A 6,413-nucleotide genomic window follows, 5' to 3' on the forward strand; every position below is an offset into this window, starting at 1 on the left:
GCACGCTACCGAACCGGCGTTGTCGTTGACCGGCTCGAGCGAAACAGCATAGTATCCAGCACGACTCGTTGATCACTACGTCTACTGCAGAGCCGATCCGAAGTCCACCACTCCACGGGGCACTATCACTCGTCTCGGAGCTGAACCCGTGGTACGGCTACAGCTTTTCCCACGTGTCGTCGGTGACACCCTCGTTCCGAAGAACTGCCTTGGACACCTTGCCGTTGGCAGTCAGCGGTAAGGCGGCGACTATACGCACATAGCGGGGCAGCGCAAAGGCCGGCAGATGAGGTTCCGCGAATGCCATCAATTTTTCGATCTCGGTGGTACTACCGTCGGTCATCTGCAAGCAGACCATCACTTCGTCCTCACCGAGATCACTCGGTACTGCGATCGCTGCTGCTGCAGCCACCTCCGGATGCTCGAGGAAGGCAGCTTCGACTTCGTAGCTGGAGATGTTCTCGCCGCGGCGACGTATCGAGTCTTTCAGCCGGTCGACGTATCGGTACATACCATCCGACTGTTTCCTCACCAGATCACCGGTGTGAAACCACAGATTGCGACGTGAGGAAGTCGTGGCCTCGGGGGCGTTGAAATACCCCGCCGAGATCAGAGCAGGTTGCCGGGGGCGAATGACGAGCTCACCGACGTGCCCGTCCGGCAGCGGGCAATCCGCGGCATCGACGACAGCGACCTCGTAGTCCGGATGGGGAAATCCCAGCAACCCTTCGGTGTGCTGGCCCAACGGGGTATAGAACGCCACTCCGATTTCGGTCATGCCGAAGCCCTCGGCCACTTCGACTCCGAAGTGGTCTTCGAAGTCGCGTTTGATGGCAGGTTCGATGCCCGGTCCGAGGATCACACGCAGTGCGGAGTTCTCCTTGTCGAACACCTCGGGTTTGCGGTTCCACAGCATGCTGCTCATCGCCCCGAGAAGGAAAGTGACCGTGGCCTCGGACTGACGCAGGCGGTCCCAGAACGCCGACACCGAGAACTTCGGACCGATGACCGCGCGTGCCTGGGCGCCCAGCGCCTGCAACAGCGTGGTCAACGCATTGGTGTGAAATAGCGGCAAGCAGGTGTACAAGGTGTCGGCCGACGTCAACTGCAACTGCTCGGTGCAGATCACCGACCACCAAAAGAACTGCCCATGGGGCATGATGACACCCTTTGATGGTCCCGTGGTACCCGAGGTGAACAAGATGGCCGCCGTCGTCTCCGGCACTACCGTAACTGCTTCGGCGCCGGTCTCCCCGAGCTGGAACTCGACTGCATTCGCTACCGAAGCGTGGTGTCGATCCACTTCATCGTCGGCATATCCGTCCAGCGGCTCTGTCGAGATCCGGACCAACACCGGATCCGGGTGATCGAATACATCGCTCGCCTCGGCGAGATTGGTCTCGGTGACACGATCGAACACCACCACAGTAGGGCGTGCTGCGCGGAGTTGGTGGCGCAGCATCTCCCCCCGCAGTGCAGGGTTGAGAGGAGTGAATACTGCTGCACTCCACGCACACCCGAGGAACAGTTCGATCATTTCTCGACGATTGGCGGTGGCAACGACCACCCGGTCCCCGGGTGTGACACCGTGACGCTGCAAGAACTGCGCACAGCGGGCAGCGACATCGGCGAGGTCACGTCCGGTATAGGAGCGATCGGCGACGGTCAGTACCGGTTCATCCGCCTGGTGTTCAGCAGCGTGACAAATGATTTCTTGGAGCGTACGACGTCGATGAGGCCACTGACGCCACGGATGCGCCCCGATCGATGCTGGGGTCTTCATTGTGCACTGTCTTTTCTGTCACCACCGGATCGGTGGCCACGTAGATAGGCCGCAATATCGGCAGGGCAGCCGAAGACTCCGGCAGCCCTGCCGTCACGGAAAGTGGTGTTACCGATCGTGAATGTGTTCGCGATCCCATGTGGTGTCGGTCCTGCCGCGCTCGCGGAGTTCCGCTTTGCGTATCTTGCCGTTGGCGGTCCTGGGCAGTTCGGCAACGATGTCGACGAAGCGGGGCACAGCGAACTTGGCCAGCCTGTCGCTGCAATGGGCCACGATGTCTGCTGGGTGCAGTTCGTAGCCATCCTTGGGCACGACTGAGACCATGACCTCGTCCTCGGCCATGTCCGATGCCACCGGAAACGCCGCGGCGGTTTTCACGCCGGGATGCAGACAAAGAACCTGCTCGACCTCGAACGAGGAGATGTTCTCGCCGCGACGCCGGATCACGTCCTTGAGACGATCGACGAATCTGAACCATCCGTCCGGCTCCCGGACCACCCGATCACCGGTATGGAACCACAAGTTCTGCCAGGCTTCGACGGTCTTGTCCGGCATGGTGAAGTAGCCGGTGGCGAAGCCGAACGGCACACGGGATCGCAACAGCAGTTCGCCCGGAGTACCGTCCGGAACTTCCACGTCGTATTCGTCGACGACAATCGCGTCGAAGTCGGGTTGCACGCGCCCCAGATAACCGGCCCGAGGCGCTTCTGGCGCCGAGTTGATCGCCGCGTTCGTTTCCGTGGATCCGAACCCGTCGCTGAGATCGAACCCGAAACGCTGCCGGAAAGGTTCGAACAAGGTGGCCGGTGTGGCCGGTGACAACGCGATACGCACCCGGTGGGCACGGTCGAAGGGACCTGGCTCACGGGACCACAAGATGTTGATCATCGCACCGAGCAGATAGGTGACCGTAGCACCCGATTCGGTGACCTCTTGCCAGAATCGACTGGCGGAAAATCTCCTGCCGACAACGAAAGTGGCACCCGAGACCAGAGCCTGGACGAACGTATTGAGGGCATTGGTGTGGAACAACGGCAGACAGGTGTAAAGGACATCCTTCTCGGTGATACCGAGCTGCTCACTGACATTGACGCCCCACCAGTAGAACTGGGCATGAGGGCAACACACTCCCTTGGACACACCGGTGGTGCCCGAGGTATAGAGCAGTGCTGCGGTGTCTCCCGGAGCAACAGGCGCGGCCGGTCTCGCACCCGAGAGTGCGGGGAATCGCTCGACACGTAGCGCAGAAACCGGCTCGGCGGAAGGGCTGCCCAAGGACCACACCCGCTCCAATGTGGAGGGGAGGGTGATCTCCTGGAGCCGTTTGAGCAGAGCGGGTTCGATGACCAGAATGCGGGCGCCGGAGTTGGCCAGCGCATGGAGAAGTTGCTCTCCTCGCAGTTCTGCGTTCAAGGGCACCGCCACCGCCCCCATCCAGGTAGCTCCCAGGATGGTTTCCAGCAGTTCGAGTCGATTGCCCGTCAGTGTCGCGACTCGGTCTCCGGACCGGATTCCAGCCTGTTCGAACACCGCGGCCGTCATGGCAGCGCGATCACGAACCTGGATGTAGGTGTAGGACGAGCCGTCGATCTCGAGCAATGTCTTGCTCCCGAAGGCGTCGGCCTGTCGGTTCAACAACGCCGGCAACGTGCATTCGGTGATGGGCAGTCCACGCAAGGGCGCGGACGCACGTTCGCGTGCAGCTAGTTCCACTGTCATCGTTTCTCCTGGGCGTGGGGTGTCGGTACGTATCCGATCGGGTTGTCCGGCGCTGTCGGAGGTATCGAGGTCAGCTCGATCGTCGTTCCCGGTGTGATGGGCGGACCGTGGACGGCCGCGACGACGATGGGGCCGAGGTCGCAGCGGACGGAGGCGAAGCGAGTAGGTGGTTCGGTGTGTTGGGCGGTCCATTCTTCGACGGTGCCCTGACGTGCCATGACGTTCTCGAATTCGTGACCATGGCAGTGAGGGCACAGGAGCCGGAACGGAAAGGCGACGGTGGCGCATCGGGTGCAGCGCTGCATCTGGATTCCGGTAGTCACATCGCCTCCAGAATCGTCATGTTGGCGCACGCGCCATAGCGGTAGGTGACCATGCCGTATCCGGTCACTGCCGCCAGGCGTGCTTCGACTTGTCGCTTCCCGGCGTGCCCGAGCAACTGCGTAGTCGCTTCAACGAGCCCGTGCAGTCCCCCTGCCGACCCTGCCTGGCCTGCTGACAATTGCCCGCCCGAGGTGTTGACGGGCCATCGGTGGTGGAGCATGCGATGCACCGCTTTGCCGAAGTCGTCATCAGGCACGAGCCCGAGGTCGGCGAGTTGGATGAGCACCATCACGGGGTAGTCGTCGTAGACGTTGACGAGGTCGATATCGGTCGGGTCCACGCCGCTGCGCTCCCACAGACCGGGTGCGATATCTGTCAATCCTGTCTGTAATCCGTCACCGGTGTGGTTGTCCCAGTTGATACTCCCGCCGATGGCGCGAACTCGGACAGTATGTCGGTCGGCAGCCAGGTCCGCTCGGGTGACGACGACAGCATCAGCACCGCTGACGGGGGGAACGCAGTCGAAACGCCGCAGCGGTGCGGCCACCATCGGGGCGGCAAGGTAATCGTCGAGTGTCATGGGCGTGCGGTAGACCGCACGGGGATTCAGCGATGCCCATTGCCGCTGGGCCACAGCGATGGCGCCGTAGTCGGTTTCCGCCAGTTCGTACTTTTTCATGTGGCGCTGGGTCAGCAGAGCGAACATTGCGTTGGGACCCGACATACCGGCAGGTGTGACGTGGTCTCGAGTAATGCCGTTGTATTCGGAGACCAGGGTCCGGAAGTCGTCATGAGTCATACGGTCACCAGCGGCGATGACAATTGTGTTGGCGTCGCCGGCTTCGACTGCGCGTACCGCGTGTTGGAGCATGTTGATCCCGCTGGCGCCGCCGTTGGTGTCTTCCATGATCCAGCGCAGGCTCAAACCGCACTTCATGGCCAGATCGACAGTATGGTCGGGTTTGAGGGTGAAGCTCGATACCGCCAGGCCATCGATATCCGCAATCGTCAAACCCGCGTCGGCGACGGCACTGCGGATGGCGGCAGCAAGCATCGATTGTGTAGTCGTAGCGCCGGCGGGATGCCGAGTGTAGGGCTCTTCTGCAGCGCCGATGAGGACAGCAGTGTTGGCGGCGCTCATACCGACTCTCCGATGCGTCCTGTGTTCGCTGAGTTGTGATCGAGACCCGAGCTCGGCGTCGAGGTCTTGAACCGGCTTGCGGTCTCGGGAGCGCAGTAGACCGCGATGGTGCTGATCAGACCGAGAATCGCCAGGTAGATGGCGATCGGCCAGAAGTGCCCGGCCCAGGCGAGCAGGGCCGTAGCGATGAGTGGGGCAATGCCGCCGGCGAAGATCGCCGCGACTTCATGGCCGATCGATAGACCGCTGTAGCGGACCTTGCCGGTGAACAACTCGCTGAAGAAACTCGGTTGGGTGCCGATCATGGCGCTGTGGCACAGACCCACGGCGACGATGATGGCGATCCAGATCATTGCCGGTGTTCCCGTGTTCATCAGCAGGAAGAACGGCACTGCCCACACGACGACGCCGATAGCACCGAAGAGATAGACCGGTCGGCGACCCACACGGTCGGACAGTCTGCCGAAGCCGACCATGGTGAAGGTCTGCACGACGTTGGCAGCAATGATGGCCGGCAGGATGACATCACTGCTGATACCCAGATGACTGCCGTACGCCAGGGAGAAGACCAGAAAGATGTAGGAGCCGCCGTTCTCGGCCATCCGCGCACCGACCGTGAGCAGGATGGAGCGCCGTTGCGTGCGAATCGCCTCGAGTGCGGGGTAACGCTCGACCTTGCCTTCGGTCTGCAGCTCTTGGAAGACAGGGGTTTCGGTGATCTTCATGCGGATGATCAAACCGGCGAGCATGAGAACCAGGCCCAGCAGGAAGGGGATGCGCCAACCCCATGTCAGAAACTGGTCGTCCGGAAGGAGAGTGACCAGGGCGAAGACCGACGATGACAAGATGAAACCGATGGTGACGCCGACCTGGCTGAAGGCGGAGAAGAAGCCTCGGCGATGGGGTTGAGCATTCTCACTGATCAGCAGCACAGCACCGCCCCATTCACCGCCGACTGCGATGCCCTGGATGATGCGAAGCACAACCAGCAGGACCGGGGCCCAGAAGCCGATTTGCTGATAGGTGGGAAGCAGACCGATCAGTGCGGTACATACGCCCATCATCATCAAGGTGATCACCAGCATCGACTTCCGGCCGAGTCGGTCACCGAAGTGACCGAAGACAACACCACCGATGGGGCGGGCGACGAAACCGATGGCGAAGGTGCCGAAAGCCGCCAGCGTACCGGTCAACGAATCATCGCCGGTGAAGAACAACGGGCCGAAAACCAGTGCGGCGGCGGTGCCGTACAAGAAGAAGTCGTACCACTCGAGGGCACTACCGATCAAGCTGGCCGTTGCGACCCGTTTGATCGGAGTCGCCGGTGGTGAGGGGTTGGATCCGGTATTGCCGGTGTCAGTTGTCATCGATCAGGTCCTTCGAACGTCTCACGTCCCGTGCGGAATATGTTCGGGAATTGGAGGGGAGGTGGGAGGGGGCTTGTGG

5 protein-coding genes are annotated in these 6,413 nt (G+C 61.6%); all 5 read right to left on the bottom strand.

Annotated features, from left to right (window positions below):
- Window positions 1-157: 157 nt before the first annotated feature.
- The gene (locus B9C99_RS25245; RefSeq protein WP_067882324.1) at window positions 158-1,783 is read right to left on the bottom strand and encodes an AMP-binding protein; all 1,626 of its coding nucleotides are present in this window, start codon (window positions 1,781-1,783) and stop codon (window positions 158-160) included.
- A 108-nt stretch (window positions 1,784-1,891) separates the two neighbouring features.
- Window positions 1,892-3,502 carry an ATP-dependent acyl-CoA ligase gene (locus B9C99_RS25250; RefSeq protein ID WP_088899775.1) on the bottom strand — a complete coding sequence of 537 codons (1,611 nt, stop codon included), beginning with the start codon at window positions 3,500-3,502 and terminating at the stop codon, window positions 1,892-1,894.
- Entirely contained in the window at window positions 3,499-3,825 is a 327-nt protein-coding gene (locus B9C99_RS25255; protein WP_033098826.1) for a Zn-ribbon domain-containing OB-fold protein, read from the bottom strand. The genes B9C99_RS25250 and B9C99_RS25255 overlap by 4 nt, the downstream gene beginning before the upstream one ends.
- Window positions 3,822-4,967 (bottom strand): thiolase family protein, encoded by a 1,146-nt coding sequence (locus B9C99_RS25260; RefSeq protein ID WP_088899777.1) that lies wholly within the window; start codon window positions 4,965-4,967, stop codon window positions 3,822-3,824. Before B9C99_RS25260 ends, B9C99_RS25255 begins: the two co-directional genes overlap by 4 nt.
- Window positions 4,964-6,334 (bottom strand): MFS transporter, encoded by a 1,371-nt coding sequence (locus tag B9C99_RS25265; RefSeq protein WP_088899778.1) that lies wholly within the window; start codon window positions 6,332-6,334, stop codon window positions 4,964-4,966. The genes B9C99_RS25260 and B9C99_RS25265 overlap by 4 nt, the downstream gene beginning before the upstream one ends.
- Between the last annotated feature and the right edge of the window lie 79 nt (window positions 6,335-6,413).

This window comes from Rhodococcus sp. BUPNP1 (assembly GCF_002215235.1).
In the GTDB taxonomy this organism is placed as follows: domain Bacteria; phylum Actinomycetota; class Actinomycetes; order Mycobacteriales; family Mycobacteriaceae; genus Rhodococcus.